At 41.7% G+C, this 25876-nt stretch carries 20 protein-coding genes; 14 read left to right on the top strand and 6 right to left on the bottom strand.

The genetic code is table 11. The features are described 5' to 3' along the window. Positions 1–96: 96 nt before the first annotated feature. Together DB520_RS16470 and DB520_RS16465 are read left to right on the top strand one after the other, a co-directional pair. Complete coding sequence (locus tag DB520_RS16470; RefSeq protein WP_114750817.1) at positions 97–462, top strand: BlaI/MecI/CopY family transcriptional regulator; 366 nt, start codon at positions 97–99, stop codon at positions 460–462. Positions 463–466: 4 nt separating this feature from the next. Continuing rightward, entirely contained in the window at positions 467–1696 is a 1230-nt protein-coding gene (locus DB520_RS16465) for a M56 family metallopeptidase (RefSeq protein ID WP_114750816.1), read from the top strand. A gap of 61 nt (positions 1697–1757) precedes the next feature. Here DB520_RS16465 and DB520_RS16460 read toward each other — a convergent pair whose 3' ends face one another. Continuing rightward, a complete protein-coding gene (locus tag DB520_RS16460; RefSeq protein WP_114750815.1) occupies positions 1758–2432 on the bottom strand; it encodes an NUDIX hydrolase in 675 nt (224 codons plus the stop codon). Positions 2433–2744: 312 nt separating this feature from the next. Here DB520_RS16460 and aceK point away from each other — a divergent pair, with 312 nt between their 5' ends. Beyond that, positions 2745–4481, top strand: a complete 1737-nt coding sequence (aceK, locus tag DB520_RS16455; RefSeq protein WP_114750902.1) for a bifunctional isocitrate dehydrogenase kinase/phosphatase — start codon at positions 2745–2747, stop codon at positions 4479–4481. Here the strand turns inward: aceK and DB520_RS16450 are convergent. Next, a complete protein-coding gene (locus DB520_RS16450; RefSeq protein ID WP_114750814.1) occupies positions 4478–4996 on the bottom strand; it encodes a gamma carbonic anhydrase family protein in 519 nt (172 codons plus the stop codon). The genes aceK and DB520_RS16450 overlap by 4 nt on opposite strands. A gap of 145 nt (positions 4997–5141) precedes the next feature. On the opposite strand from DB520_RS16450, the gene DB520_RS16445 reads away from it, so the two are divergent. The 3 genes from DB520_RS16445 to gdhA all read left to right on the top strand — a co-directional run bounded on the left by DB520_RS16445 (position 5142) and on the right by gdhA (position 8615). Next, the gene (locus tag DB520_RS16445; protein ID WP_114750813.1) at positions 5142–5861 is read left to right on the top strand and encodes a YceI family protein; all 720 of its coding nucleotides are present in this window, start codon (positions 5142–5144) and stop codon (positions 5859–5861) included. A gap of 66 nt (positions 5862–5927) precedes the next feature. Then, entirely contained in the window at positions 5928–7205 is a 1278-nt protein-coding gene (locus DB520_RS16440) for an anthranilate synthase component I family protein (protein ID WP_232835021.1), read from the top strand. 60 nt (positions 7206–7265) lie between these two features. After that, positions 7266–8615: an NADP-specific glutamate dehydrogenase gene (gene gdhA, locus DB520_RS16435; RefSeq protein WP_114750812.1), complete on the top strand. Its 1350-nt coding sequence runs from the start codon at positions 7266–7268 to the stop codon at positions 8613–8615. 33 nt (positions 8616–8648) lie between these two features. On the opposite strand, the gene DB520_RS16430 is transcribed toward gdhA, so the two are convergent. Next, the gene (locus DB520_RS16430; RefSeq protein WP_114750811.1) at positions 8649–9143 is read right to left on the bottom strand and encodes a copper resistance protein NlpE N-terminal domain-containing protein; all 495 of its coding nucleotides are present in this window, start codon (positions 9141–9143) and stop codon (positions 8649–8651) included. A gap of 205 nt (positions 9144–9348) precedes the next feature. On the opposite strand from DB520_RS16430, the gene dinB reads away from it, so the two are divergent. Further along, the gene (gene dinB, locus DB520_RS16425; RefSeq protein ID WP_114750810.1) at positions 9349–10419 is read left to right on the top strand and encodes a DNA polymerase IV; all 1071 of its coding nucleotides are present in this window, start codon (positions 9349–9351) and stop codon (positions 10417–10419) included. Between the two features lie 64 nt (positions 10420–10483). Then, on the top strand, positions 10484–10675 hold the full coding sequence (locus DB520_RS16420; protein WP_114750809.1) for a hypothetical protein: 192 nt from the start codon (positions 10484–10486) through the stop codon (positions 10673–10675). A 7-nt stretch (positions 10676–10682) separates the two neighbouring features. On the opposite strand, the gene tamL is transcribed toward DB520_RS16420, so the two are convergent. The 3 genes from tamL to DB520_RS16405 form a co-directional block, all read right to left on the bottom strand. Then, positions 10683–12974 carry a translocation and assembly module lipoprotein TamL gene (gene tamL / locus DB520_RS16415; protein WP_114750808.1) on the bottom strand — a complete coding sequence of 764 codons (2292 nt, stop codon included), beginning with the start codon at positions 12972–12974 and terminating at the stop codon, positions 10683–10685. 22 nt (positions 12975–12996) lie between these two features. After that, positions 12997–18072, bottom strand: coding sequence for a translocation/assembly module TamB domain-containing protein (locus tag DB520_RS16410; RefSeq protein WP_198675366.1), 5076 nt, complete (start codon positions 18070–18072; stop codon positions 12997–12999). A gap of 226 nt (positions 18073–18298) precedes the next feature. Continuing rightward, a complete protein-coding gene (locus tag DB520_RS16405; protein WP_114750806.1) occupies positions 18299–19810 on the bottom strand; it encodes a catalase in 1512 nt (503 codons plus the stop codon). Positions 19811–20101: 291 nt separating this feature from the next. Here DB520_RS16405 and miaB point away from each other — a divergent pair, with 291 nt between their 5' ends. The 6 genes from miaB (at position 20102) to DB520_RS16375 (ending at position 25854) form a co-directional block, all read left to right on the top strand. Beyond that, positions 20102–21562 (top strand): tRNA (N6-isopentenyl adenosine(37)-C2)-methylthiotransferase MiaB, encoded by a 1461-nt coding sequence (gene miaB, locus DB520_RS16400; protein ID WP_114750805.1) that lies wholly within the window; start codon positions 20102–20104, stop codon positions 21560–21562. Between the two features lie 10 nt (positions 21563–21572). Next, entirely contained in the window at positions 21573–22886 is a 1314-nt protein-coding gene (locus tag DB520_RS16395; protein WP_114750898.1) for a sigma-54 interaction domain-containing protein, read from the top strand. Between the two features lie 19 nt (positions 22887–22905). Continuing rightward, complete coding sequence (locus tag DB520_RS16390; RefSeq protein ID WP_114750804.1) at positions 22906–23412, top strand: LptE family protein; 507 nt, start codon at positions 22906–22908, stop codon at positions 23410–23412. Between the two features lie 50 nt (positions 23413–23462). Beyond that, on the top strand, positions 23463–24317 hold the full coding sequence (locus DB520_RS16385; RefSeq protein WP_114750803.1) for a hypothetical protein: 855 nt from the start codon (positions 23463–23465) through the stop codon (positions 24315–24317). A 7-nt stretch (positions 24318–24324) separates the two neighbouring features. Continuing rightward, the gene (gene secG / locus DB520_RS16380; protein ID WP_114750802.1) at positions 24325–24699 is read left to right on the top strand and encodes a preprotein translocase subunit SecG; all 375 of its coding nucleotides are present in this window, start codon (positions 24325–24327) and stop codon (positions 24697–24699) included. A gap of 180 nt (positions 24700–24879) precedes the next feature. Next, a complete protein-coding gene (locus tag DB520_RS16375; RefSeq protein WP_114750801.1) occupies positions 24880–25854 on the top strand; it encodes a sterol desaturase family protein in 975 nt (324 codons plus the stop codon). Positions 25855–25876: the final 22 nt, after the last annotated feature.

Genomic DNA, 25876 nt, shown 5'->3' with positions numbered 1-25876 from the left:
CAATTATTTAAGATTAAATTAATTGTTTAATATGATTTTTTCGTAATTCTACGAAAATTTAGTAGGATATTAGAATTTTTTAGTTTACATTTGGATATGGAAAGATTGACAGAAACAGAAGAGCAACTAATGCACATCATTTGGAGTATGGAAAAAGTACTTATTAGGGAGGTATTGGAAAAACTCCCTTCCCCAAAACCACCCTATACCACCTTGGCCTCACACTTCAGACAATTGGAAAAAAAGGGTTTTTTGGACCACCTTACTTATGGCAATACCTATCAGTATTTCCCTTTGGTCAGTAAAGAGGCATATCAAAAAAGCAGCACCAGCCAATTGATCAACAACTATTTTGGGGGATCCGCGAAAAACTTCCTTTCCTTCTTGGTAAATGAAGAAAAGCTTTCAAAGGAGGAAATTACGGAACTTAAAAAATTAATCGAACAGGCCGATAAAAAATAATACCATGACCACTCTACTGACATTTCTTCTCGAAGCCAGCATCTGCCTAAGCATTTTATACCTACTGTATAGAGGCTTACTTGCCAAATGCACCCATTTTGGGTGGAATAGGTTATACCTATTGGGAATACTTGTATTATCCTGTTTGTTTCCCCTCCTCTCCCTACCTTCCCTTTGGAGTCCACCTATTATTTTTTCTCAGGGGGGAGAATTTTATCATAATTTGGAAGAGGTGGTGGTTTGGTATAATCAGCCGTCCTCCTTGGTATCTTTCCCTCATTTATTAGCGATTGTTTATCTGCTTGGCCTAGTATATGGCATAGCCCGCTTTATTGGGAGTTTGGTTTGGTTTTACAGGATCACTAAAAAAGCGGAAAGAAGAAAGGTTAACGGTTATTGGGTATATATCCATCCTGAGTTTAAGCCGGCTTCTTTCTTAAACTATATTCTAATGCCTGAGTATGATCTCGATCACAGGACTTCTGAGCTAGTACTGGTTCATGAGCAAAACCATATAAAGATGGGTCACAGTATTGATCTTTTGGTACTTGAATTTTTTCAAATCCTCTTTTGGTTTCATCCTCTTCTCTACCTGATTCGCAAAAGCCTGAAAGAAGTACATGAGTTCCAGGTAGACAAGGAACTGGTGAAGGTAAGTAGCCTTAAAGAATATGCCTCTCTTCTGATCGAGCCCTTTGCCCAGGTTAGAGGACCGTCATTTATCCATTACTTTAATCATTTACAAATCAAAAACAGAATTATCATGATGACTAAATCTCAATCCACCCCTTGGGCTAAAAGTAGGTATGCCCTGTTGCTGCCCATAGTAGCCCTTTTAACTTTTGTGTTCTCTTGTGAAAAAGAAGCAGAACCTACAGATGACGTCCGTGCTTTATCGGCAAAACCCTCAAAGACGAATGTTTTTGATGTAGTGGAAGATATGCCCGTTCCCCAAGGTGGCATGGAAGGCTGGAACCGGTACCTCCAAGAAAACCTGCACTACCCTCCAGATGCCAGAGAAGAAGGGATTGAAGGTACAGTCTATGCTGAGTTTGTCGTGGATGAATCCGGAAAGATCCGTGATGTCGAGATACTACGAGGAATAGATAACCGATTGGATGCGGAGGCATTGAATGTGTTAAAAAATTCTCCTAATTGGAGCCCCGGAAAACATGATGGAAAGGATGTCAATGTAAAGATGAGACTTCCCATCAGGTTTCAAAAATCGAAATAGATGTTAAATGCAGGGTAAACAAAAGGCCATCGGTATTCCGATGGCTTTTTTCCCTAAACAATCAGGAATAAATACCAGTGGAATACCTTTCCCATAGAAAAACCAATTCACTCAGCATCATGGCGGTAGCGCCCCATACAACCTCTCCATGTATGTCGAAATAAGGGGCCTTTATAAATTGACCGCTACTCAACTTCAATTCCTTTTCTTTCCGGATTCCCTTATCCATAAGCCCCAAAAAGTCACAGAAAAAGAGTTGATCCACTTCCCTGGAATCGGGATTGAAAGTAGGTGTATAATCCAAAAACCCAATATAGGGGTTTACTGAAAAATTGGATGGAGGGATATAAAGTCTGGAAAGGCGTCCAATTATCTGAATATCTTCTGGGTTTACCCCTAGCTCCTCACTTGTCTCCCGCAGAGCAGTTTCCTCCAAATTACTGTCCCCAAATTCAAATTTGCCACCTGGTAGGCCTACTTGCCCGCTATGTACACCTTTATATATTGGTCTTTTAATGAAAGGTACCAAGCAATCATCCCCATTTGGGAAAAGCAATAAAAGCACCGCACCCTTTCTTGCATTACTTTTCTCTTGCAAGGCAAACCTTTCCTCATCCAAGGGCAAGGGTGCCATTCCCATCTGTCCTTCCTTTCCCGGAAGTGGAAATTGCAGAAGATGTTTAAGTGTCTCCAGAATTACCTTAAATCCTTGATTTTCCCCTACCTTATCCTTCATTTTCCAAACTGTCCATCCGAATTACAACTTGCCATTTTTGTTAGACAAGAAAATACGCATATTTATTTATATAACCATCTACTACCAGGTAAAAGGTTCATCCATAAAAAAAGGTCTGAACAGCGTTCAAACCTTTTTCACTTATCAAACCTATTAAACCTATTGGGTTTATTCATAATAATGAATAAACTTGGTTGAAATTTACGTAATAATTCCATTTTTGCAAAAACACTTTCATATCATTTACTCCAAGCTTCCAAAATTGGGATGCTAATCTCTCCATAAAAGTGTCAAATGAACAATCTTATGTGTATGTCAAAAAGAAATAAGAGTCTGATAAATAAAACCATAGCTCATATCCATGAAGGTTTTCTTGATTATATGGATGCCTTTGAAAAATTGACACTTTTAGCACCAAAAAACTTTAGCCTTCGAAACTGGGATAATTTACAAGCCAACCACAGGGAGCGATTGCGACTTTATAAAGATAAACTTAGGGTGACCATAGGGCAATGCAAATCAATTCTGGGAGAACAATCCGGTGAAAGCGAATTATGGAAACAAATCAAAGCGGCCTATTCCTATCATATCCAAGAACAACCCGATCAGGAGTTAGCGGAATCCTATTATAACGCCGTCATCCGGAAGACCTTTCCGGGGTTGGCAGTGGACGAGGAGTTGATGTATGTGCACCAAGCTTATAACAGTTGCCACATTGAACCTGCCGAAGCATTATTTTATAATTATCCTGCCCATTTAGGCATGAAAAAAATTTTCAAAAAAATCCTAGAGGACTTTGATTTTGGGGCTCCCTATTACCAAAAAGAAAAGGATATAGAATTTTTGGTCAAAGGGGTTAAGGAAATCATCCTGACTAGGTACACCACTACGCAGGAAACCACCACTCAGGTATTGAAAAGTGTATTTTACCGTAACAAGGCAGCGTATCTTATCGGGCGTACCTATATCGGAAATAAATGGATGCCTTTTATCATCCCTTTTGTGCACAATGAAAAAGGAGTATTCGCCGATACCCTGATTTTCGACCCCAATATAATGAGTGGTATCTTCAGCTACACAAGGTCCTATTTCATGGCAGATATCAAAATACCTGCTCAGGTAGTTTCATTCCTAAACTCGGTAATCAAACACAAGAGGCCTTACGAACTATACAACGCCATAGGCTTCAACAAGCATGGCAAAACGGAGTTTTATAGGGATTTTTTGTACCACCTTTCCCAGACTGATGACCAATTTGTGTTGGCTGCGGGAATTAAAGGCATGGTAATGACAGTATTCACCCTCCCCTCTTACAACATCGTGTTCAAACTTATCAAAGACCATTTTGATCCCCCAAAAAACATGACACGGCAACAGGTTAGGGAAAAATACAAATTGGTGTCCCTGCATGATCGGGTAGGAAGAATGGCCGACACCCATGAATTTGAATACTTTCACTTGCCGCTAAACCGAATACACCCCGAATTAATGAGGGAACTAAAAAACACCGTTAACTCCCTTTTGGAAATAAAGGGGGATTATCTGGTAATCAAGCATCTCTATATAGAACGTAGGTTAAAGCCACTCAACATCTACTTAGAAGAATGCGGCCTTGATGAGGCCAAACAAGTTGTAGAAGACTATGGAAACGCGATCCTTCAATTAGCCAAAGCAAATATTTTCCCTGGTGACATGATGACTAAAAATTTTGGGGTAACGCGACAAGACAGGGTGATTTTTTATGACTATGATGAAATAGAATTCTTGGTGGACATGAATTTCCGAGAAAAACCCAAGGCCACCACCTACGAACAGATCTATGCCCCTGAACCTTGGTACGACATTGGTCCTCAGGATGTCTTTCCCGAGGACTTCAAAAGATTCATGATAGGTAGGGCAGACATCAGGCAACATTTCTTCGAATTCCACCGAAAACTCTTTGATCCTAGTGTATGGAATGACATCAAGAGTAAAATAAAAGAGGGAGAATTACTTCATGCATTTCCTTACCCGGAGTCAATGAGGTTTAGGCCAGAGGAGGAAATTTAGGGCTGATCCTCATACCATCCCGCATACATTGGGTAATTCCCGGCAATCCTGATGATCTCCGATGTCATTTTTTCATCCGTTGCCTTTACACGCTTTGCGGGAATACCTGCGTAAATGCTGTTTTCTTCCACTATGGTGCCTGCCAATACTACTGCTCCGGCGGCTACTACAGAGCCACTATGGATTACGGCGCCGTCCAGGATGATGGCTCCCATTCCTATCAACACATTATCGTGAATAGTACAGCCATGCACAATGGCTCCATGGGCAATGGATACGTTACTCCCAATATTGGTAGGTGCTTTTTGATAGGTGCAGTGGATGATAGCTGCATCTTGTATATTGGTCTTGTCACCAATTCGGATTTCATGCACATCTCCCCGGATTACCGCATTGAACCAAACCGTGCAGTCCTCTCCCAATTGAACATCTCCTGTCAGAGTGGCATTATCTGCCATCCAGCATCCCCTACCCCATTCAGGGGCTTTTCCATTTACCTTTTTTATCAAAGCCATAATCTCGTGGATAAAATTAAATTAATCGTTGATAAATTTACTACTATTTAAAAAATATTTGTACAACATATGAACTTTTTGGCACAGCTTTAGTTTGCATGTATATACATTAAAAAAACTGAACCTTAACAAAACATCATCAAACATGAATTTAATTAAATTTCCCGCATTGATTATTGCCAGTGCCTTACTGATGGTAAGCTGTGGAGGCGGCGGCGACACTGTAGAAACATCCGAAGCCGAAGACGTAAAAGCAGGATCAGGTGCTACCTTGACCATTGCACCAGAATCTAGTAAAGTAAACTGGAGAGGGTATAAGCCTAAAGGTCAGCATTATGGTATCATCCCTGTCACTCACGGAGAGCTGAATGTAGAGGGGAATAGCATCACAGGCGGAAGCTTTTCTTTTGATATTACCAATTTGGAAATCCACGATCTTGAAAAAGATTCGGAGGATCATGGTAAGCTTTTTGGGCATCTTCAGTCTGATGATTTCTTTGATGCAGGAAATCATCCTGAAGCCAGGTTTGAAATAACCGGCATTGAGCCTTTTTCTGCTGACCAATTGGAAGATGAAGACCAATATGAGACAGAGAATACGCCAAAAAGTTCTACAGAACTGGCTCCTGATAGTCCTACACACTGGATTAAAGGAAATTTAACCATGAGAGGTACTACCAAGAACATCAAATTCCCTGCAAGTGTATCCATAAATGATACTGCTGTAGAAGCCAAGGCCGGGTTCAATATTGACAGAACCGAATGGGGGCTTTCTTACGGTGATGAAGCCAATGTAGTAGACAGGGCTAAAGACCAATTTATCTATAATTCTGTCAGCGTGGAATTTGATATTAAGGCTAATTAATACTGACAATAGCTATAATGAAAAGAGGGGGTGATTTCGCCCCCTTTTTTTGTGTAATTTTAAGTCGTGAATATTTTTAAACATATTAACAAAACGACATGGAGTCCAGAATTGACACAAAAGGCCCTGTATTGGGCCTGCCAGAATTTCCCCTACGTGGCATATTTTTGTCCTCAAAATTCAGGTTATCCCAAAGATGGATTTGAGCACCTCCTATTTGCAGGAACAGAATCCTTGCCGAACGCTTTACACCAAGTAACGGATGGCTATAAGGTTGGGATTGTAGGGTATGACAAAAAAAATGATTTCGAAGATTTAGAAAGCCAGAATCCAACCCTCCTCCAGTTTCCTAAGGAGTTTTTTTTCAGACCTTCCCTATGCATACAGATTCATCCTTATGGAAACAAGGCTACCCTTTCATCTGATTTTGGTGTATCGTTGGAAACAATAAACCAAACGGTTATTGCTACCGCAAATGCTTTCGCAGAAGGTATTCGCATAAGGTCTATGACCCGGCCTGATGAATATTTCAGCAATTTTGAGAAGATTCAAGAACATATAAAAAGGGGCGACGTTTATGAGTTGAATTATTGTCAGGCCTTCGAGGGCACCTTTACCTCCATGGATTCCCTCAGATTCTATGCAGCTCTTTCCCAAAAGTCCCCCATGCCATTTAGTTCCTATTTGAAGGTGGATCATCTTGTGCTGGTAAGTGCTTCGCCTGAGCGGTTTCTCAACAAAAAAGGCAACATACTACTAAGTCAACCCATAAAGGGAACCAGCCCCAGGGGCAAGACAAAAGAAGAGGATGACCAATTGGCCTGCAAGCTAAGCAACAGTGAAAAAGAAAAAGCCGAAAACCTCATGATTGTGGACTTAATGCGCAATGACCTCTCTAAAGTGGGAAAGATTGGTTCTGTAAAAGTGGAAGAGTTATTTGGTATTTACCGGTTTCATCAGGTCATCCAAATGATTTCATCCGTCACCTGCGTGCTTGATAAAAAGCTTTCACTTGGAGACATCTTCAAGGCCACCTTTCCCATGGGCAGCATGACAGGAGCACCAAAAATCAAGGCCATGGAGTTGATAGATAAGTACGAGAATTTTAGCAGAGGATGGTTTTCCGGTGCGCTGGGATATGTTACTCCATCCCAGGATTTTGATTTTAATGTGGTAATTCGTAGTGTTTTCTTGGATATGCTTAAACAAACTATCTATTTTGCAGTCGGTAGTGCCATTACCTCCGATGCCTTGGTGGAGGAAGAATACCAAGAATGTCTTCTTAAAGCCCAGGCCATAAGAGAGGTTCTCTATGAGGCGCAATCCAATAGCCAATTCATTTAATTCCTTTTATCTGACCTTTCTGCCACTACTTCCACCCTTTTTATTACGTCAAAAGCTAGTATGAAAAAACTAAAAAGTATCTTAGAAACAATCCACAAAAAAAACCCAGGTGAAAACGAATTTATCCAAGCTGTTTCCGAGGTTTTTGAAACTATTTCTCCCCTATTAAATGATGATGATGCCTGGCTGGACCAACGCATCCCGGAACGCATGGCTGAACCTGAACGCGTCATTTCCTTTAAGGTAACATGGGTTAATGACCAAAACCAGGTTCAGGTAAACAGGGGTTTTAGGGTTCAAATGAATTCTGCTTTGGGGCCTTATAAAGGGGGACTTCGGTTTCACCCTAGTACCAACCTAAGCATATTGAAGTTCCTGGCCTTTGAACAAACCTTTAAGAATTCATTGACAGGACTTCCCTTGGGAGCCGGCAAAGGAGGGGCGGATTTTGACCCTAAAGGAAAATCCGAAAATGAGGTAATGCGATTCTGCCAAGCCTGGATGCAAGAAGCCTATAAATACCTAGGGCACTTCATAGATATTCCTGCTGGTGACATTGGTGTAGGAGAGCGGGAAATAGGATACCTATTCGGTGCTTACAAAAAGATCACCAACAGGTTTGAAGGAGTACTTACGGGAAAGGGGCTGGATTACGGAGGATCCTTTCTTAGGCCGGAGGCCACGGGATATGGCTTGGTGCATTTTGCCCAAAACATGCTGGAATCCATCAACGAGGCTCTTGAGGACAAGGTTTGCCTGGTATCGGGAGCGGGGAACGTCTCCCAGTTTGCCATAGAAAAATTGCTGGAAGAAGGTGCAAAGGTAGTAGCTTTTTCGGATTCTTCGGGTTTTATCCATGATAAGGAAGGTTTAGATGAGGAAAAACTGGCTTTTTTGAAAAATCTCAAAAACATAAAAAGGGAAGGCATAGAAGGATATGCCAAAAAGTACAAGTCCGCCAAATTCCATAAAGGGTCGAACAAATCCATTTGGGAGATTGACGCAGATTGTGCCTTTCCTTGCGCTACACAAAATGAGGTAGACGAAAAGCATATTGAAGCCATGATCAAAAATAAATTAATTCTTTTGGCAGAAGGAGCTAATATGCCACTCACCCAAAAAGCAATTGATGCTATACAAGCCTCCAAAATATTATATGGCCCAGGCAAGGCTGCCAATGCCGGAGGGGTGGCTATCTCAGGTTTGGAAATGACCCAAAACAGGATGGGCAGGCAGTGGAGTAAACTTGAGATGGAACAGGAACTACGCATCATGATGCGGAATATACATACACATTGTATAGACAGCATTCGTCAATATGACCTAAAGGAAGGGGATTATCTTACTGGAGCAAATATTTACGGATTTAAAAAAGTAGGAAAAGCAATGATCGCACAGGGGGTGGTATAAAAAAAGCGGCCCGAATAGGGCCGCTTTTTTAACTTATTCTTCAGCTTCTTTAAGTTGTAAGGTATAGTTGTAATCCTCGTCAACTTCTTCATCCAGGGGCTGCATATCTTCCCCTAACATGGTTATTGTCCTATCTTCGTTGAGCACAAAATACCTTGGTTCATTCGTGCCAGGATTTAATTGATACAAGGTAGCATCCCTATCTTGACCATGCCCAGCAATAATGGTGTAGTTTCCTTCTACTTCTTCTTCAGTATCACCAGCGGGGGTGTTGTTATATTCCATCACAAGCCTGTAGTCAGGGGTGACTTCGGTTTCGTCATGCTCCAACCATAACTCCATAGAAATATAATCGCAATCCAAACAGGGTATGTTGCCTTCATAGACTACCCAGTCTGGAGTAACTTCTGACCTTACATCCTCCACGGTTTCTTCTATTTCTTCTATAACTTCAGATCCCTCCCTTTCGGCAGGCCCACATGCAAAGGCAAACGCCAATACACTCGATAATAACACTATATTTTTCATGATTAATCGTTGGTTTAGTGTGATATGTGTAATTTCTTTCCATAATAAGACAATATTTATGCCAAGAATAGATGTATTATCCTCGCCCCAACACTGGAAAGCCACATTTAGTCGAATTATGGACAGGAAATATTTTTCCTACCTATCAGGTAAGTATAAACCCTTCCATTCTGGAATTTGTTGCTAACAAAAAGAGAGCTGGTCCTTGGACAGAAAGATCATACATATTGATATGGATGCATTTTTTGCATCGGTAGAACAGTTGGATCATCCTGATTTAAAAGGTAAACCTGTGGCCGTAGGAGGAAACAAAGAAAGAGGGGTTGTGGCTGCTGCGAGCTATGAGGCCAGGGCTTTCGGTGTGCGTTCGGCCATGTCTTCCAAACTTGCTGCCCAGAAGTGTCCAGAGTTGGTTTTTGTAAAACCAAGGTTTGCAAGGTACAAGGAACTATCGCTTCAGATCAAGGAAATATTCTTTGAATATACGGATCTGGTAGAACCACTTTCGCTGGATGAGGCTTTTTTAGATGTCACTGCCAATAAAGCTAACAACCCAAGTGCCACTCTAATTGCCCGAGAAATTAGGACCAAAATATTAGAACAAATTGGTTTGACAGCTTCTGCAGGCATCTCCTACAACAAGTTTCTGGCGAAGGTAGCTTCTGACCTGAATAAGCCCAATGGGCAGGCTGTAATTCCCCCAAAGGAAGCTTTGGCCTTTTTGGAGCGGCTGGCCATTGAGAAATTTTTTGGAATAGGGAAAGTAACCTCCGAAAAAATGCATAAACTGGGCATTTACTCTGGGAAAGACCTGAAAGCTTTCACCCTGGAGTTTTTGGTGGGGAGGTTTGGAAAAGCAGGCAGGCATTATTATGATATTGTAAGAGGCATTCATTTGAGTGAGGTCAAACCACACCGTATCAGAAAGTCGATTAGTGTGGAAAGTACCTTTGAACAGGACATGGAGGAGTTTGTACTAATGAGGGAGGCTTTATCCAAGCTATGCGAAGAGTTAAAATCAAGGTGCCACAAACAACTTCTGAGGGGAAGAACTTTTACGCTAAAGATCAAATACAAAGATTTTACGCAAATAACCCGGAGCAAAAGTTTTGAAAACCCAATTTCCCTGGAGGAGTTTTTCCCTGTAGCTGTGGATTTACTTATGCAACAACCCCTATTGATGCCTGTCAGGCTATTGGGTATAGGAGTTAGTAATTTAGAGAGCAGGGAAAAGGGTTTGGGCAAGCAAATCCCTATCCCTTATTCGCCGTTATAATGGATTTGGCATTATTCTGGATAGTTTAAATTCAATCAAATTTTTAATTTAAAACCTACAAGTCATGGAAATCGAAAAAAAGTACTTTAAGTTTGGGGTGAAATATGGGGTACCTTTGATGGTAATTGGTGCTACCATTGCCATGAAAAAGTCAAAAGGACTGGGGAACCTACTTATGTTTGCTATTACTGGCCCTCTTTTACTTGGTTATGCCTATAGCCTTGCCAGGATCAAGCAAAACTACGAGGAATTGTAAGAGGATCTTAGAAGGGATAACCGATGGCGAAATTAAAGACTAGGTTTTCCCTTCTCCAGTCCCCATCCCTAATTTGAAAGCTTTTCTCCCACCTTTCCCCTTCAGGCAAATGAGGTCTTCTTACAGGGGTAGCCAGATCTAAGCGGATCACGAAAAAGTCCACATCTACTCTGACTCCAAAACCCACCCCTACGCCTAATTCCTGCAACCAATCCGAAGTGAATTTACCACCGGGCAGCGCTTCGTTTTCATTCACCAACCACACGTTTCCGGCATCTGCAAAAAACGCTCCCTTCAAAACAGAAACGATAGGAAACCGGTATTCCAAATTGGCTTCAATCCTTATATCCCCAGCTTGGTCAAAAAATCCAGCAATATTTGCTTGGTCTGGAACATATGAACCAGGCCCCAAGGACCGTATGCGAAAAGCTCTCACACTATTGGGTCCACCTGAAAAATATTGCTTAACGAAAGGCAAGGAAACCGAATTTCCGTAGGGAAGGCCTATCCCGCCAAATAGCCTGCTCACCAACAGATTGTTTTCGCTAAACCGGATATAATACCTGAAATCGATATCTCCCTTATTGTACTGTGCATAATCAAAGCCCAAAAAGCGGTTGGGGTTTTGTGAATTCACCAATTCGTTAGCAAGGTTAAGGCCAGCACCGGCAACATCTAAATTGGCCCCAAAATAAATGCTGTGGGTTCGGAATTTATCCATTAGCTGGTTATATGCAAAGCTGTAGGTGATACCAGCAATGAATTGTTGCTCAAAGCTTAACCTCAGAAAGGGGTTTCTGTCCAAAATCTCATCAAATTCCGGAGTGGTTCTGGATAAATGCACAAAGTTCAAGCTAATAGGGTTGATTTCGTGGTATACAAACCGATTTGCATTCCAAAAATAACCATAGGTAGATGAAACGGAACTCAACCTGTATAGTCCCCTCCTATCCTGAAATTCCGTCCCCAGACTGATTTTTGTTTTCGGTACTGAATAGGCAAATCGCTCACGGATAGGAATAGGGAACACAACTCTTGGGAAGATCAAGTCCCCTTTAAGCCCCAACTCGAAAGAGGTCAGTCCTTCTCTTTCCCCACTCGCAATCTGCGCCTCATAGGCAAATTTCCCTGTTAGGCTAAGGATTTCTCCTCCCTTAAAAAGGTTCCTGTTTCTATAACTAAGTAACAAGGCTGGGCCGGCAAAATTGTTGGATTTAGAAACACCTTGAAGTTCAGCCCTAACTGCCCGCTTATCGAGTGGAGACAAATAAATATGGCTGTCCAACACGCCTTCCCCATCTTCATTCAGTTCCTCCCTTTCTCGGTATCTGATGTTGACGTATCTGTAATTGCCGATACCGGAAAGCCTGTTGCTGGTTAGCCTGGACCTGTCCGAATCAAATAAATCCCCTTCTTCCATAAGGATGTATTGCTCCAGCAAATGGGGTTTAAAGACCTTTTGTCTTTGCACAAAATCAATCCCCCTAACAGAGGAAGTGTCAGCCCCTTCCTCATACCCCTCAAGGGCAAAATTTGGGTATACGGTGATGTCCTCTATCCTGTAAGGTATTATTCCCTCTTCCGGTGCATTCTGTTTTAACCTCAAGAATAAGTCAAAAGTCTTATCCTCATAAGGGTTGGTATCTGCTTCAAATATCAAAAAATCCGGATTGAAATTGTAAAAGCCCCTTTTCTTAAGTGCCACATCCAGCCTTTCCCGTTCTTCCCTCATCAGACTTAAGTCAAACCTGTCCCCCTCCTTGAGTTTGGTGTCATCCAGCAATTCCCTAATGACCCTATCGATGGTTAAAGAATCATGGTCATATTCATAGTTTTTGAGTTTATACGGGGCTGGAGCGGTTGCCTCATATTTTACTTTAGCAGTATAACTGCGGTACTCCACCTCTGAGGAAGCCGTGCTGTAAAAAAAACCTCTATTTTCTAGCCTATTAACAAGCAATGACTCGGTCTGAGGAATGTTGACTTCATTCAGATAAACAGGCTCCTCTCCTATTTGGTTTTTCAAAAAACGGTTGATAAAACCTGGCTTTTCCTGGGAGCCCTTAAAATGGGCCCATAGCCCAACACGTTGTCCCAAAATCTTGGAATTTGGAGTAGGCCTGAAAAGGGAATTCAGTTCCCTTTCAATGTCATTCCATTTTTTCACACTCTCTTCTTTTTCCACCTCAAGTTCAGCACCTTCGTAGAGGTATCTTCCTTCCGGGATGAATTGCTTTACATTACAGGCTGCAATGCAAATAAGTAATAAAGCATGTGTGAATATCCTTTTTCCACTCATTTAATCAGATATTTTACTATTCTTATGGTTGCTCACTTTCTTCTGAAGTGTCCTCCTCCTCTTCTTCCCCATTGCCTCCATCTTCTTCCTCTTTCCTAGCTGCGCCTCTCACTCTGTTATTCCTTTCTACCTCAATCCCTCTCCACAATTCCCTGAAATGGTTAAACTCTCTATTAAAAATCACTGACATACCGGTAACTATCAGTTGACCATCAATAAAGCTTTCAAATGAATTTCTCCTAAAGCCCCTGAGCCTATATCTCCCATTTTCGGTAAGCAAATACTCTATGCTCACATTTCCCAAAAGGGCATTTCCCCTGTCCATTTGCTGGGAACTACCTTCAATATCAATTTGGCTGCCCACTTGCACTATCAACCTGTCATCCATAAACCTGGTTCTGGCACTTACATTAAGCTGTGTGCGATCCTGTGGCCCCCCTGACTGGTAATCGGTAAATGAATCCATGTCAAAATCCAACTCAACCCCAGAGTCTCCTAATAGACTTTCCGAAAGATTGTTCAACTGGCCGGAAAGCACCTGACTCACACTGGATCTAGCCAAGGCTGCTGTACCGCCACCTGCCCCATCCCCACCACGGTCAGGAAAAAACCTGTTTAGCACCAACAGTGAAAAAACTTGCCTATTGAGTTCCCCTTCTTGGTTGTTCAATTGTTGAATTTGACCATAAACGTTGCCACCTGCCGCTCCACGACTTTCCTCCGGCATATCCAATTCAAACGAAATTTCAGGCCTTACCAACTCTCCATTTATGTTGAGGTAAACCAGAAAAGGGAGTTCTTGGCGAAAGCCTCCAGTATTTCCTCCTGCTTGGGAAGCAATTAGTTCTGAGGGCGAAGTCCTCACTCTGTAGATGGCTGTTAGGTTGAGGTTGGCATCCAAAGGATCACCGGCCCATTGGATTGTACTCCCCTCCTGAATCTCAAACCGCCTGCTTACTACATTGTAAAGACTCATTTCATAATGCCCCTTCCTCAGTTCATAGGTACCGGAAAGGGTAACCCTGCCATTGGGATCCAAATTTAAGTTCAGGTTGCCCTCACCGGAAATCATAAGGTTGTCACCAGACCTTTCATCCACTATCACCCTGAAAACGGCATTAGGGTCTACCTCCAGCACGGCGGCAACTTGATATCCAGTTATCCCAGATGTGGTTTGTTCAATGGCCCTTCTGGTCAAGATATCATCAGGATCATCTCTGTTTACAAACCTGATCACTCCATCTCTTTCAATAAGATCCAGCTGGGATTCCGGCACTATGAAGGAAAGATCTGTTCCTGACCTAACCTTTAATCTACTGTCTACAATGGGCAATTCAAGGTTTCCACTGATGGTTACATCTGCATCTATGGTGGCATTTCCAAAGAACAAATCATTGTCTTCACGAGTAGAGTTTAATACCCTGAAATTATTGGCATTTAAGGCCAAATCAAAGGAGGGATTTGAAAGTTCCTCAGTTCCTACGGTTCCGTCCAAGACAAAAGTATTGTTGTCCTGGTCATTAATGGTGAATTTATCTATATACACCCCTTCGTTATCTACCCGCAAGACTTCTTCCGATAGCCGAAACCTGGAGTTTAGTTCCGCCACTGTAAATGCGGCTCCGTTAAATTTGAACGTGCCCTTATAATCAGGGTCTGAGGTGGTACCTGACACCTCTATTTCTCCAGATATAAATCCCTCACCATCCCTCAGGTTATCTTGGGAGAGCCCTGCCAAAGTTTCCATTTGCACCGCATTCAACACTAATCCAAGATCCAACTGGGCCCCCTCTTCGTCTGCCTTAAATTCCCCCTCTAAATCCAGGTCTATCCCCCCCTCTTTAAGGGCTAAATTAAAGTGGTAATCATCTTCCCCTACCGACTCGGCTTCCAGGTTGAGGTTCCCCAAAAGAATATCAAATACAGTCAGTTCCCTGACCGATAGATCGGCAAGTATTCCCGTTGCCCCGAAGGGATTTTTGACTATCACATTTCCATCCATAAACCCTCCAGCAAGGGCTTCGTCTGGATTAAGGATACTTGTAAAAGTACCCAACCTAAAGTCCGCAAACCGTAAAGCTATATGAGGTGCTTCAATATCACTCACCTGATGGGTAATTTCAAATTTTTGGGTATTTCTGGTCCAAATGAAATCATAAAACTCCACTAGATCCTCCATAATCCTCACTTCGTTACTATCAGGTATCTGCCATTCCCTTTTATTAAACACCAAATCTTCGGGCAAAATATGTAGGGCTATGGTGTCTCCCGAAAACCCAAGGTCAAAATTCACATGTGCCAGTCTCTCCTCCCCGTCATAGGCATTAAAATCAAAGAGCAACCCTTCTTCTAATAGCTCACCAGTGAAAAAAGTCCTGCCAATTGCTATTGGGCCACTTTCCAAGCTTACCAAACCGAATCCAAACCGAAATCCCTCCTGGTCTGCTCTCAGTCGAACCCCCACACTATCTATATTTATGCCCGCATAGTCCAAGAAAGGGAAATCCAACCTCCCATCTACACTGCCAGCACTTTCGTCAAAGTCAAAATTTAATGTGGCTGAATCCAAACGGTTTAAGTCCGGCAATACCACCTCGCTTAAGAATTGGGTGTCGTTAATTCCCATAAAAAATTCCACATTCACCGGAGAATAAATGGTATCCGGTGGGATGCTGTCCAAAAAATATTGGTTAAAAAAACGCTCTAACCCTGACATCGTTTCCTCCGGAGAGGAATTGGACAATAATGTCATGTTTACTATTGAACTTGCCAATTCCAATTCGGTAGAATCAACTCCTATGGTTGCCATAAAATCAAACTCACCTATGGAAAAAGGCCTTTCCTCAAAAACAACCAATCCATCTTTTAAAGTTGCCTCAAGACTGAACTCCTCTAGATCCCCAGCAAAGGATGCTTTAAGTTTAAATCTTGGACGGAGGTCATTAGGGCTAAGGTTCAATGCCAAAAGATCCGCTCCCCTAAGATCCAGGTCAAGATTCACCCGTGAATTTAAACTATCCAAATGAAGGTCACTCAATAACTCAACGTCCAGGTTTTCATCTTGGAAGGCTAACTTCAACTGGCCATCGCTATTGTGCATTTCACCCTCAAAGACCAATCCCGCAAAATCATAACCATTCAATTCCAGCCTTTTGAAATCAGAACTCAGATAAGCATCAATGTCATTCAGCCCGTTTCCTTCTCCCTCTGCCAGTAATCGAAATGAAATAACCCCCACCTGGGGGTTCTCCAGCAATTCCCCAACATCAAAGTCCTGAATATCCAATGTAAAACCAAAAGCCAATCTATCCTGTTGCGAAAACATCCCGTCCAGTTCCATTACCCCTTCCGGTATTTCCAAACGTAGTTGTGCGGCTAATTCCTCCATTCCTCCTTTGGCCTTTCCAGTCAATTGTATCGTTTCAGGCATATCAAAATCAACCTCTGCAGCAGCTAAGAATGGCTCCAAATCCGCTCTTTTACTTTCAAAGGACAGGTTTTTGATGTCAGCAAGTAGGTTTTCAGTGTCCATAAATTGACTAAAACTTCCTGAAACCCTTAATTTAGTATGTCTGCCCCAATCCAGACGGAAACGATCTAACATTACATTTTCTGAGTTGCCAGAAACTAATACCGTACCCCTAATGGGGTGGGCAGCTATAGCCCGGACATAGGGGTCATCCCTTAATTCAGGAGAAAAGTAATAAGCATCTCTGGCATCGAGAATTAGCTCTGGCAAGCGCACATCAAAATTTCCGGACTCGGGATCTGCAATAAAGGCTTCCAAAGAGGGGTAAGAAATGAGCATTTCCCCTCTTAGAAGGTTTAAGTTTGTTTGAAGGTTCAAATCACTTATCCGGGTTTCTTGGTCGGTAATCTTCAGGTCAAATTCAAACCCTTCTAACCTAAACCCACTGCTTTCCAAAAAGCTGAGTTTTCCAAGTCCCAAACCCACTTGTTCTTCCTTTAAGAACAAATTGTTTAAGGACAGGTTAAACCCTTCCATATGTATAGCTTCTGGGTTAAAGTAACCTTCTCTTGCTTGTTGTCCATTAAGAGAATAAGATAGGGAATTGTTCTCCAAATCAATATTCCCCACATCCACTTTCCACTCAGGCCAATCAAAACCCTCGTTACCTTCAGGGGTGGGTTCCTCGATATCTTGTTCTTTCTCGACCTCCTCAGCATTGTATCTAATGGTAGAGTTTTTCAGGCTGAAGGTTTTCAGCATCACTACCTGTTTATCCAGATCGGCCTCAGGCAAATTCAAAAACAATTCCCCTATATCGAGCAGGGCTTCCATCCCATCTGGTTCAGAGATATAATTTGCCTTTATGTCTTTGAGCGATAAATGATCCACCACCAATAAGGGCATAGCTGTTTCTGTGGTGGTAGTATCCGGCGGGGTAACGAATGGCTTTGTTTGTCTATAGTTTGCTTCTGTATCTTCCCAATCCAACCTTTCTATGTGAAAGGCCATTTGATTGAGATCGATATTTCCCATATCCAGTTCCAAAAGCCCAAGTCTTAATTGAACATCCATACCGTCCTGCTCATCTATATAGCTCAGACGAAAATCCCTCCACCTTACAGGCCCAATTCCTATATTAGGCATTTCTGTATCTTCTGCATCTAACTCCTCTGGCTGTCTTTCATCCTCAGGGGTAGAATCTTCTGGATCGATAAACGCATCCAATAGAAAATCAAAATTGAACTCCCCCTCCTGGTTTCGGTGAATGTTTGCATTTAACCCTTCCCAATCCAAACGAGTTACCTGAATTTCCCCCTCCCTAATCAGGGGTAATACCTTCACTCCAGTTTCTAGGGATTTGGAATACAAGAGGGTATCTCCCTTAGTATCTTCCAGGTAAAGACCCTCTAGGTATAAATCTCCCCTGAAGGTCAAGAAAAGCCTGTCTACTGAAAATAGGGTTCCCGTTTGATTGGAAACGTAAGTAGTTACTTTCTCAACAATAAAGTTTTGCCCTAAAGGACTACGGATGAAAAGCAACAAAGCCACCAACAGTACGACAACAAACAATAGCAAGTAGCCAAACACTTTTAAAAGTGTGTAGAGTATCTTGGAAAACGTAGTCAAAATGCGTTTCTGTAGTTGGTTAGTTTTCAACGGCAAAATAACACCCTTGGTGTTTAAAAACAGCGTAAATATACATCAAATCAATTTCATACCTAACAACAATAGGATCATGAAGTTCAAAAGCCAAGCTCAATGAACATGCCATATTTAAAGTAGAGCCTAAGAAAAGGTGGGAATAAAATTAATCCCCACCTTTACTTCCAATTATCGTAAGCTGTTTTTTTCATTAGTGCATTTCACCCATGGCACCCATCACAGCATTCACATCAATGTTTAGACCTTTCGCTACCCTGGAACCAAATTCCTCGTCCATCCTAAACCAATGACATAATTGCCTGTAAATGATATCCTTTTTCTTAGGCCCTGTAATACCCCCCATGGCCCCTATCACATTGTTAATCGTATTGTCTTGTTCCTCTTTAGTCATCACGTCCCTAAAAAGTGCTCTTGGTTGGGAATAATGATCATTGTCTCCAATTTTGCTGTTTCTGTCATACCAATCTGATATACTATCCCCTAAATCCTCAGACGGTTCGCTATAAGATTCATCTATTTCAATCTGATCAAAACTATTAGGCCAGTAGTTTGGAGCTTTGCCCCCGTTGGTATCCATTCTCACGGACCCGTCCCTTTGGTAGTTGTTTACAGCATAGGGACAGGCATTAACGGGTAATTGCTCATAATTGGTGCCTAATCTGTATCTGTGGGCATCGGGGTAGCTCAATAACCTACCCTGTAACATCTTATCCGGAGAGTAGCCAATCCCATCGACCACGTGGGCAGGGGCAAAAGCGGACTGCTCAACATCCCTGAAATAGTTATCAGGATTTTGGTTCAATTCCATAACTCCTACATCCATCAGCGGAAAATCCCCATGTGACCAGATTTTGGTCAGGTCAAAGGGATTGAAGTCCACTTTTTTGGACTCCTCAACGGTCATCACCTGCATTTTAAGGTTCCATTTCGGAAATTCTCCCCTATCTATGCTTTCAAGTAAGTCCCTCTGCGAATAATCCATGTCCCTGGATTTCATTTCAGCCGCTTCTTTATCGGTTAAATTCTTTATCCCTTGCGCGGTTTTAAAATGAAACTTCACATACACCCTTTCATTCCTGGCATTGAGCATGGAAAAGGTATGGCTCCCATATCCATTCATATGTCTGTATCCATCTGGGGTTCCCCTGTCACTCATTAGGATAAGTACTTGATGAAGGGATTCGGGGTTGAGCGACCAATAATCCCACATCATCGTTGGGGATTTACAATTGGTGTAGGGATCTCTTTTTTGGGTATGAATAAAATCCCCAAATTTTTTGGGGTCCTTCACAAAAAATACTGGGGTATTGTTCCCAACCAGATCCCAATTGCCATCCTCCGTGTAAAATTTAACTGCAAAACCTCTGGGATCCCTTTCAGTATCCGCCGACCCTTTCTCACCCCCTACGGTAGAAAAACGGGCAAACACCTTAGTTTTTTTTCCTAATTTATTGAATAGTTTGGCTTTGGTAAATTTGGTAATGTCATTGGTAACCGTAAAAGTACCGAAAGCACCGGACCCTTTTGCATGAACGACTCTCTCAGGAATTCTTTCCCTATTAAAATGAGCCATTTTTTCGTGTAGTATATAATCCTCTAATAAAATTGGGCCTCTGGGTCCTACGGTTTTGGAATTGTCATTTTCCACATAAAACCTTCCAGATGCCGTGGTTAGCTTATTGTTTTTCTTCTGATCTGACATAATTGTTGGGTGTTTTTTCTAAAATGTAAATGAATTAATAAGTTGATGACTGCTAAGAACTGACTTATTTAAGATAATTTGGTGATTAGGAAAATTTTCAGACTGTTCAATCACCTTTAGTCCCTATTTAATAGAACCCTGTAATGGCTTACCTGGATAGGTAATTTTATACATTCAAAACTGTTATGATTTTTTAAAATAATTAAGATAGAACATCATAATAGTTCCGCTTTGGGCTGTCATTTTGTCCGCATTTTACTAAATTTGCGCTTTGAAAGCTGCACAAATTCTATGCAAAACATTATTAAAGATATTGATATTTTACCTGAACAGGAAGTCCAGGGCTGTGAATTTACAACCACGAAGGAAGAGCAAACAGGGAAATCAAAGAAACTGTACATAGAAAGTTATGGTTGCCAAATGAATTTCTCAGATAGTGAAATTGTGGCATCCATCATGAAAAAAAACGGCTTCGACACCACCGCATCCTTTGAAAAGGCGGATGTGATCTTCCTCAATACCTGCTCAATAAGGGAAAAGGCTGAGCAAACGGTGCGGAAGAGGCTTCAACAGTTTAACCATATCAAATCCCAAAATCCATCCCTTACCATAGGGGTATTGGGCTGTATGGCTGAGAGGCTCAAGGAAAAATTGTTAGAGGAAGAAAAACTAGTGGATGTTGTGGTTGGCCCCGATGCTTATAGGGACTTGCCTTCTTTGGTAATGTCCGCTGAAGAAGGCAATAAGGGGGTCAACACCTTTCTGTCCAGAGAAGAAACCTACGCAGATATCTCTCCTGTCCGGTTAAATAGCAATGGGGTAAGTGCCTTTATTTCCATTATGAGAGGATGTGACAACATGTGTTCCTTTTGTGTGGTGCCCTTCACCAGGGGTAGGGAAAGGAGCAGGGACCCCTATTCCATAAAGCAAGAGGCTGAGGAGTTATTCGAAAAGGGCTACAGAGAGGTTACCTTATTGGGCCAGAATGTAGACAGCTACAAATGGTCCCCGCAGGAAAATAATAAGGCGAGGCTAAACAAAAAAGAGGATGCGGTAGAACAAATAGTGAACTTCTCCAACCTTCTGGAGTGGATAGCCAAAATTGACCCTAAACTGAGAGTAAGATTTTCTACCTCACACCCTAAAGACATCACAGATGATGTACTATATACCATAAAAAAGTACGACAACATCTGTAAATACATCCATTTACCCGCGCAGAGCGGGAATTCCAGGGTATTGAAGCTGATGAATAGGACCTATGACAGGGAATGGTACCTAGAGAGGGTTCAAAAAATTCGAGAAATACTGGGGGAAGACTGTGGCATATCTTCCGATATGATTGCAGGGTTTTGCTCTGAAACTGAAGAGGAACACAGGGATACCTTAAGTCTAATGGAAATTGTAAAATACGACTTTTCCTATATGTTTTATTATTCGGAACGACCTGGAACCCTGGCTGCCAAAAAATACAAGGACGATATCAACCTAGAGGTTAAGAAAAGACGGCTCCAAGAAATCATCGCCAAACAGAATCAAATATCCTTAGCCAGAAACCAAAGAGACATAGGAAAAGTGCAAGAAATACTGATCGAGGGTACTTCCAAACGTTCGCTGGAAGAGTGGAAAGGCAGGAACAGTGCCAACAAAGTGGTTATCGTTCCAAAGGGAGATTATAAAAAAGGGGACTATTTAAAAGTAAAAATTGTGGATTGCTCCTCTGCAACGTTGTTTGGGGAAATAGTGGCTTGAAAGGATGAACATGATCAGCGACTCCGAAATATTGAGTGTTAAACAACGGTTTGGAATCATAGGCAACAGCCCACTTCTCAACCACGCCATACAGGTGGCCATGCAAGCTGCACCCACAGATATGACGGTATTAATTACAGGGGAAAGTGGAAGCGGTAAAGAGTCCTTTTCCAAAATCATCCACAGCCTGAGCCCACGGAAGCACGGTAAGTTTATTGCCGTTAACTGTGGTGCCATACCGGAGGGCACGATTGATTCAGAACTATTTGGTCATGAAAAGGGGTCTTTCACAGGAGCACATGAAGCCAGAAAGGGGTATTTTGAAGTTACGGACGGAGGTTCTATTTTTTTGGATGAAATTGGGGAAATGCCTCTTGGTACACAGGCAAGGTTGCTGCGGGTACTTGAAAACGGAGAATTTATCAAAGTGGGTTCCTCTAAAGTGATGAAAACCGATGTGCGGGTGGTCACGGCGACAAATGTAAACCTGTTAAAGGCAGTGGAAAAGGGAAAATTCAGGGAAGACTTGTATTACAGGCTTAACACGGTTCCTATTTTTGTACCTCCACTGAGGCAAAGAGGTGAAGACATTATTTTGTTATTTAGAAAATTCACTACTGATTTTTCTGAAAGGTATCATGTGAAGCCCATATCACTTACCGAAGAGGCAAAGTCACGTTTGATTAAGTATCCGTTTCCCGGCAATATCCGCCAGCTAAAAAACTTGGCCGAACAAATTTCCTTATTGGAACAGGAAAAAGAAGTGGATGGCGAGACACTATCGCAATATTTACCCACGGAAAACTCCACACTGCCAATTTCCTATTCAGGTGGAGGCAATTCTCACGGCGAAAGCAAGGCAGATTTCAGCGAGCGGGAAATCCTTTACAAGGTTTTGTTTGATATGCGTAAGGACATGACAGACCTTAAGAAGCTGCTGCTGGAAACTTACCAATCCGGTGGGTTAAACCAAAGCCTTTTGAAGAAACACCAGGATTTGTTTGAAGATGTGGAAAGTCAGCCTTCTTCCTATGATAGGAAAGAACAGACCAGTACAAATTTACCCCTAGTGCTAGACAATATTGGGGAAAAGGAAAGCCAGGAAAGAAACCATACCCCAAAAAGAGAGTATAAAGAGGATATCATCGAAGATATTACCCATGAAGAAGATGAAAGTTCCCTATCCATTGAAAAGAAAGAAAAGGAACTCATTCTCAAAGCACTGAAGAAACACAATAATAAAAGAAAATATGCTGCCATGGACCTTGGAATCTCTGAAAGGACGTTATATAGAAAAATAAAACAATATGATATTCAGGAATAGGTTTATTAGTGTCTTCTCAATGCTGTTGACCGCTTTCTGCCTTTGGTCCTGTAAGGTGGAGTATAGCTTCACTGGCACCACATTAGACTATAATGTAACCAAGACTTTTTCTGTGGAAAATTTCTTCAATGATTCCGGAGGAGGTCCTGCCAATATGGGTCAACTATTCACGGAGGATTTGAAGGATTACTTTCAACGTAACACGCAATTGGAACTGATTAGAGGAAGTGGAGACCTTCAGTTTTTGGGAGCTATCACCAGATATGACATCACGCCACAAGCACCGGTATCCAGTCAAAGCCCCACACAACCTGACAGAGCCGGTCAGATGAGGATCACAATTGGTGTGGAAGTGGAATTTATTAATCTCACTAATGAGGAGGAAAATATGAAAAGAACCTTTTCCTTCTTCCAGGATTACGATCCCAGGAACACTTCCCTCCTTCAGGTGGAAACCGAACTTGTAGAGGTAATCTTTGAAAATATCATCCAAGACGTTTTTACCGCTACTGTAGCAAATTGGTAGTTTGAAATTATTGACTTAACTTTATATCTTACCATAATAAATTAATAGAAGTGGACGCAAAGGAATTTTTGGAACTGATAAAGAACATTGATCATTTGGATCAAGAGAGGTACCGGGAGGCGCTACAGTTGAGCCAAAAGTTCCCCTATTTCCTCCCACCTTTTATTATAGCAGCGAAGCATGAAATCAACTCTTCTAAGGGGTATGCCAATGACAAGCTTCATGATGCAGCCTTAAGGTCCACAAACCGACAATGGCTTAAAGAATTAATAGAAAATCCTTTAGGTAGCTTAATTCAGTTGGAAAAGGAAGGGCCTATTCCTAGTGAAACGAAGGATGATGCACCAATACCCTTGTCAGTTGCCGACAAAGATGATGTTGGGAATACGGTTTTCACTCCTGAAAACCCTTCCCTTTCAGAAGAGGAAGGAAAGGAATCAGGAGAAAAACGGAAAAGAAATGATAGTAGGGAAGATGTATTAAAAAGACTTGAAGAAAACCTGAATAGATTTAAAAAAAAAACTGAAGATGCCGCTGTAAGCTCCCAGAACTTGGAAAGTACAGAAGAAGACGAAACAGGAGAAAGGCTAATAGACTCCATCAAGAAAAAGGAAAAAAAAACGATTAGCGACCCTATTCAGTTACAGCAAAAGGAGCTTATCAAACAGTTTAATAAGAAAAATATCAAGATAGCACCTGCAAAAGGTCAGGAAAACCAGCAAGATCTATCCTTGAACAGTACCCAACCCAATAGTGAAGTGGTGTCCGAACCTTTTGCCAAGTTGTTGGTACAGCAAAAGAAATTAGATGAAGCAAAGGGAATCTATGAAAAATTAATGTTGAAATTTCCAGAGAAAAGAGCTTACTTTGCCGACGCAATTGAAAAAATAGAGAATAAATCATAATACAGCTATGTTTGTAGTGTTAATTAGCATAATCATTATTTTGGCCGTACTACTTGTATTGGTCATATTGGGACAAAATTCAAAAGGGGGCGTGGGTGCTGCTTTTGGAGGCTCAGCCTCCCAAATCATGGGAGTGACAAAAACCGGTAATATCCTTGAAAAGGCAACTTGGGTTTTGGCCATATTTATCCTTGTCCTATCCTTGGCCTCATCCGCCTTTCATCAAACTAGCAGTGGTCCTGAGTTCAGTTCTCCAAACATAGACAACGCCAGGAACCAAATTTTGACTCCTTCCTTTGAGGAAGAGGACAACCTACTACCTATGCCCCAGGAGGGAGAAGGTGAGGAAAATATTTTGGAGCCTATAGAAGAGGAGGAGTAAATTACTGTTTTTTACTTACTTAAAAATTCAAGAGCCTGCCCATCCATGGACAGGCTCTTTCTTTTCCCATTGGCATTTTCCCTAAGCACAAATTTAAGTGTTCGATCTTTTGAAGATCTCGATTAAAATCCCTAAATTGGTGTTATTGTTTCCCAAGAAATTCAATCCAACCTTAACTTTATGTTTGAAAATCATCTTACCTTAGAGGACATTGGTGCAGATCAGTGGCCGAATATTATCTTATGGGCAGCACCAGTAATGTTTTTTCTTGTTTTTGTGGAATGGATAATAAGCCTAAATAAAAATAAAGATGCTTACGATGGCAAGGATTTTCTTGCCGCCTCCACCATTGGTTTTGTTAATGTAGGAATAAGTGCCTTGATCAAAGTAGCTATCTTTGGCATTGCATTGTTCTTTTATAATATTGTTCCTTGGAAAATCCCAGCAACTTGGTGGTCCTTTATTCCTTGTTTTTTTGCTTTGGACTTTGCAAGGTATTGGGCACACAGGGTTGCTCATGAGCAGCGGTTCTGGTGGGCCACCCACGTCACCCACCACAATTCAAAAAAATATAACTTCTCGGTTTCCTTTAGACTTAGCTGGACACAACATATAAAAATTATATTCTTTATCCCTGTGATGTGCATGGGCTTCGATCCATTTGTTTTCTTTATTTGCCATCAAATCGCCGTGTTGTACCAATTTTGGATCCATACCGAATTTATCAAAAAACTTCCGGCTCCTATTGAGTTTTTCTTTACTACTCCCTCACACCATAGAGTACACCACGCCAGCGACGAACATTATCTGGACAAAAACTATGGATCCACCTTTATCATATGGGACAGGATATTCGGCACTTTTATGCCGGAAGGGGAAAGACCAAATTACGGGATCACTAAACCTGTAACTTCCTACAATCCCATTTATTTGGTGTTTCATGAATGGGTGGATATAGTAAAGGACATGAAAAAAGCCGAAAGCTTTTCTGAGGCCTGGAAAATATTGTTTGCTCCTCCTGCAGAGGATGTGATAAAGGCAAGGGAGGAAGCTAGACAAAATGGGATGCAGGAGAATACATCCATTGCTCCTAAGACCGCTCCGACTCCAGTTTTGAATACCAATGAAAACCCCCTTATGGACAAAGAGGAATAAGGAACTGAACATTCCCCTAATC

It is taken from the genome of Pleomorphovibrio marinus (assembly GCF_003347495.1).
GTDB classification, from domain to species: Bacteria; Bacteroidota; Bacteroidia; order Cytophagales; family Cyclobacteriaceae; genus Pleomorphovibrio; species Pleomorphovibrio marinus.
The sequence above is the reverse complement of the archived record's forward strand: the minus strand, read 5'-3'. Positions and strand labels throughout refer to the sequence as shown.

Coding starts and splice junctions, on each gene's coding strand:
- DB520_RS16430 (WP_114750811.1), bottom strand. CDS start 9,143: ATGAAAAATATAGTGTTATTATCGAGTGTATTGGCGTTTGCCTTTGCA.
- aceK (WP_114750902.1), top strand. CDS start 2,745: ATGTCAAAAAGAAATAAGAGTCTGATAAATAAAACCATAGCTCATATC.
- DB520_RS16445 (WP_114750813.1), top strand. CDS start 5,142: ATGAATTTAATTAAATTTCCCGCATTGATTATTGCCAGTGCCTTACTG.
- DB520_RS16465 (WP_114750816.1), top strand. CDS start 467: ATGACCACTCTACTGACATTTCTTCTCGAAGCCAGCATCTGCCTAAGC.
- DB520_RS16460 (WP_114750815.1), bottom strand. CDS start 2,432: ATGAAGGATAAGGTAGGGGAAAATCAAGGATTTAAGGTAATTCTGGAG.
- gdhA (WP_114750812.1), top strand. CDS start 7,266: ATGAAAAAACTAAAAAGTATCTTAGAAACAATCCACAAAAAAAACCCA.
- DB520_RS16405 (WP_114750806.1), bottom strand. CDS start 19,810: ATGTCAGATCAGAAGAAAAACAATAAGCTAACCACGGCATCTGGAAGG.
- DB520_RS16420 (WP_114750809.1), top strand. CDS start 10,484: ATGGAAATCGAAAAAAAGTACTTTAAGTTTGGGGTGAAATATGGGGTA.
- DB520_RS16470 (WP_114750817.1), top strand. CDS start 97: ATGGAAAGATTGACAGAAACAGAAGAGCAACTAATGCACATCATTTGG.
- miaB (WP_114750805.1), top strand. CDS start 20,102: ATGCAAAACATTATTAAAGATATTGATATTTTACCTGAACAGGAAGTC.
- DB520_RS16390 (WP_114750804.1), top strand. CDS start 22,906: ATGCTGTTGACCGCTTTCTGCCTTTGGTCCTGTAAGGTGGAGTATAGC.
- tamL (WP_114750808.1), bottom strand. CDS start 12,974: ATGAGTGGAAAAAGGATATTCACACATGCTTTATTACTTATTTGCATT.
- secG (WP_114750802.1), top strand. CDS start 24,325: ATGTTTGTAGTGTTAATTAGCATAATCATTATTTTGGCCGTACTACTT.
- DB520_RS16450 (WP_114750814.1), bottom strand. CDS start 4,996: ATGGCTTTGATAAAAAAGGTAAATGGAAAAGCCCCTGAATGGGGTAGG.
- DB520_RS16395 (WP_114750898.1), top strand. CDS start 21,573: ATGATCAGCGACTCCGAAATATTGAGTGTTAAACAACGGTTTGGAATC.
- DB520_RS16375 (WP_114750801.1), top strand. CDS start 24,880: ATGTTTGAAAATCATCTTACCTTAGAGGACATTGGTGCAGATCAGTGG.